This is a genomic window from Pseudomonas sp. KCJK9111, from assembly GCF_046231935.1.
GTDB lineage: Bacteria > Pseudomonadota > Gammaproteobacteria > Pseudomonadales > Pseudomonadaceae > Aquipseudomonas > Aquipseudomonas parafulva_B.
The window spans coordinates 1-3,177 of sequence record NZ_JBJJMO010000121.1; the positions used below are offsets into that span (position 1 = coordinate 1).

Here is a 3,177-nt window from a genome sequence, read left to right on the forward strand (position 1 = left end):
CGGGGGTTAGGCTACTGGGCAGGCTGTTGGGCGGGTGCCGTCTACGACTTCGTTGTAGGGGGCTTGGTCGCGGTCGCGTAGGCCGTAGTCGCGGATCACCGAGGTGACGCGCACGCGGTAGTCGTCGAAGATTTTGTCGCGGCCGGCGCGTTGGGCGGAGAGGTGGGCGGTGACGTTGCGCCATTGCACCACGGCTTCTTCGTCGCGCCAGGTGGTCACCGACATCACTTTCTTGGGGTTGAGGGTGCTCTGGAAGCACTCCACCGAGATGAACCCTTCCATGGGCTTGAGCAGGGGGGTGAGCTTGTTGACCAGGTCTACGTAGGTTTCGCCCTGGCCGGGCAGTGCTTGCAACTCGAACAATACGACGATCATGGGTGGTGCCTCATCCTTGATGACTTTGTTGTTTTCATGCGGTGGCGGTGCAGCGGGTTACTTCAGGTTGGCAAGCCAGGCGCGCATCACGCGGGCGGCGGCCTGGGTCAGGCGCTCGCCCAGTTCGGCAGCGGCCGAGCGCAGGGCGATCGGGTCCAGGCCGGTCTGGCCGACTTCGTTGGCGTGGCCTACCAGCCACTGCTCGATGCGGGCGGGGTCGGCTTCCAGGTGGCATTGCAGGCCCAGGATGCGGTTATCCACGGCAAACGCCTGGTGCGCGCAGATGTCGGTCTTGGCCAGCAGCACGGCGCCCTCTGGGATGTCGAACTGGTCGCCGTGCCAGTGCAGCACGGGTACGTCGCCCAGTTCGGCAAGCGGCGATTGCTGGCCTTCGGCGGTGAGGGTAAGGGGCGAGAAGCCGATTTCCTTCACGCCCATGGGGTAGACCTTGGCGTTCATGGCGCGGGCGATCAGTTGTGCGCCCAGGCAGATGCCCAGCATGGGCTTGCCCGACTCGACGCGTTGGCGCACCAGCTCAAGTTCGGCCTTGAGGAAGGGGTAGGGCTTTTCGTCGTAAGCGCCGATGGGGCCACCCAGCACGATCAGCAGGTCGGCCTGCATCACCTGTTCGGGGTGAAGGGTTTCGACGGTGGGGTCGATGTAGGTCAGGCTGTAGCCGGCTTCGTTCAGGACGGGGGCCAGGGTGCCGACGTCTTCGAAGTGGATGTGGCGCAGTGCGATGGCTGTCTTCATGTGCAAACCCGATGATGAAAGAAGTAAGGGCGCGGTTTACGCCGTGGGGTTGAGGTCGACCTTGATCGTACCGGCCTTGGGGAAGGTGCAGCAGGCCAGGGCGTGGCCGTCGCGCTTGTCCTGGTCGGTCAGGCAGAAGTCGGGTTCGACGCTGTACTCGCCTTCCGACACTTTCAGCCGGCAGTGGCCGCAGATGCCGGCGCGGCACAGGCTGCGCACTTCGATGCCGCTGGTTTCCAGCATCTCCAGCAGGCTCTTGCCTGCGGCGGGCTCCAGCATCTGGTCGTTGTGCTGAAGGTGCAGGCGCAGGGGGCTTTCGGCCTGGGCATCGTCTGGCGTGGTCGGGGCAGAGGCGGCTGGCGGGGTGAAGGATTCGATCAGCAGGGGGCAGGCGGGGAACAGCGCCAGCAGGTGCTCGCGCATGCCTTGGGCGAAGCCGTGGCTGCCACAGATCACCACGCTGTCCGGGTTGCCCAGTGCTTGCAGGTCCTGGGCTTGCGGGCGGCCGGCCTTGAAGTGACCCTTACCGTGCACCGCTTCGCGGGTGACGAACACCTGCAGGTCGAACCAGGGGCAGCTCAGTTCCAGTTGCAGCAGTTCGTGCAGGAACGGGATGTCGGCAATGGACGGCACGCACAGCAGCAGGCTGACCTGCGGCACGCTCAAGCCGCGCTGGGCGCGCTCGTGCAGCCCGCGCAGCAGGGCGATGGGCAGGGTGATGCCGATGCCGCCGGCCAGCAGGCCGACGTGGCGGCAGGCCTGGACCGAGGCCAGGGCGATGTCACCTGCGGTGAACTGCACATCGAAACGCGAGCCGGGTTGGCAGGTGGCGTGCAGCTGGTCCGAGACCCCGCCGCGCCCTTCGCGCTTGATCGCCAGCTCGAACTGGTCGTTGCCGAGCCTGCGGGTGATGGAGTACAGCCGCTGCTGGCGGGCGCCGGACAGGTCTGTTGCCTGCAACGCCACGTGCCGGCCGGGCACCAGGTCCGCCAAAAAGGCGCTGGAGGCGTTAAGTACGCGCAGGCCGAATACCTTGATCTGCGCGGTCTCGCTGCTGACGTGCTCGCACACGGCTTCGAAGCTTGTCGGGGTACTCATGCGCTAGCCCTCTCGCGCAGCTGTTCGACGGCTTGTTCGGCGCTCTCCAGGCCATTGCCGGCCAGGCCGATGCGGTTGACCAGGGCTTCGAGGGAGTCGGTGTAGACGCTGATCTCGTTGTTGTCGCCCACGTCGTGCAGGATCTCGTTGCCGTTGGGCAAGCCCAGCATGTCGAATACCCGCGCCCAGGCGCCCATCTCGTTGTTGGCGAACATCTGCACGGTGCGCAGGATGATCGAGCGCAGGTACAGGCGTTCCTTGCGGGTCAGGCCGTTGACGATGTCGGTGGCGACGAAGCTGAATACGCTGGAGTGGCTCCACTCGTCCATGGCGTGGGTGCGGGTGACTTCGTGGCAGACCGACTGGATGGTGGTGTCTTCGGCCATGGTCTTGAGGTAGTCGGTGATCAGTGTTTCGCTGGCGCAGGCGATGCCGAAGCGGGTCAGGCGGCGTTCCCATTCGGCGGTGCAGTTGGCCAGCAGCGCTTCGCGCCAGGTCACCAGGTTGAAGGCGCTGAAGTCCAGGGGGGTAAGTTGGCGCATGTCATAGATGTAATTGCAGGCCATGATCGACATACGCGTATGCAGGGCTTCATCGAGCAGGGCTTGTGACATCACATCTTGCAGCAGTGCGCGGTTATGGCTTTGCGGCGGGGTCTTGATAATGTCTTCACACGCCGGCACTACCACATTGCATTCAATATAAATGGTCTTGAGGTTATAGATGCCCCAGGCGTAGGACATGCACTTGGACTGTAAGTCTTTGGGGGCTTCAAGCCAGGCCTGGTGGTTGCGAAACGGCAGCAGTGAATGGCTGAAATCGTTCTTGTTAGCATCGAACGCCAGGCCCCAGTAGTCGGGCTGTGGCTGGTTTACAGCAGCGCGGGTTTTCCACAGGGTTGAAAGTTTGGCCAGCATGCCTTTAACTGCATCATCGGTACCGCTATGGTTA

At 63.8% G+C, this 3,177-nt stretch carries 4 protein-coding genes; all 4 read right to left on the reverse strand.

Features of this window, described 5'->3' with window-relative positions; all coding sequences use genetic code 11:
• Nucleotides 1–6 precede the first annotated feature (6 nt).
• A complete protein-coding gene (locus tag ACK59L_RS21405) occupies nucleotides 7–375 on the reverse strand; it encodes an antibiotic biosynthesis monooxygenase (RefSeq protein ID WP_027915438.1) in 369 nt (122 codons plus the stop codon).
• A 57-nt stretch (nucleotides 376–432) separates the two neighbouring features.
• Entirely contained in the window at nucleotides 433–1,128 is a 696-nt protein-coding gene (locus tag ACK59L_RS21410; protein WP_196126295.1) for a glutamine amidotransferase, read from the reverse strand.
• A gap of 36 nt (nucleotides 1,129–1,164) precedes the next feature.
• Nucleotides 1,165–2,226: a 2Fe-2S iron-sulfur cluster-binding protein gene (locus ACK59L_RS21415; RefSeq protein WP_409275927.1), complete on the reverse strand. Its 1,062-nt coding sequence runs from the start codon at nucleotides 2,224–2,226 to the stop codon at nucleotides 1,165–1,167.
• A partial coding sequence (locus ACK59L_RS21420; RefSeq protein ID WP_409275929.1) for a diiron oxygenase occupies nucleotides 2,223–3,177 on the reverse strand: 955 nt, incomplete at its 5' end. The genes ACK59L_RS21420 and ACK59L_RS21415, both read right to left, overlap by 4 nt.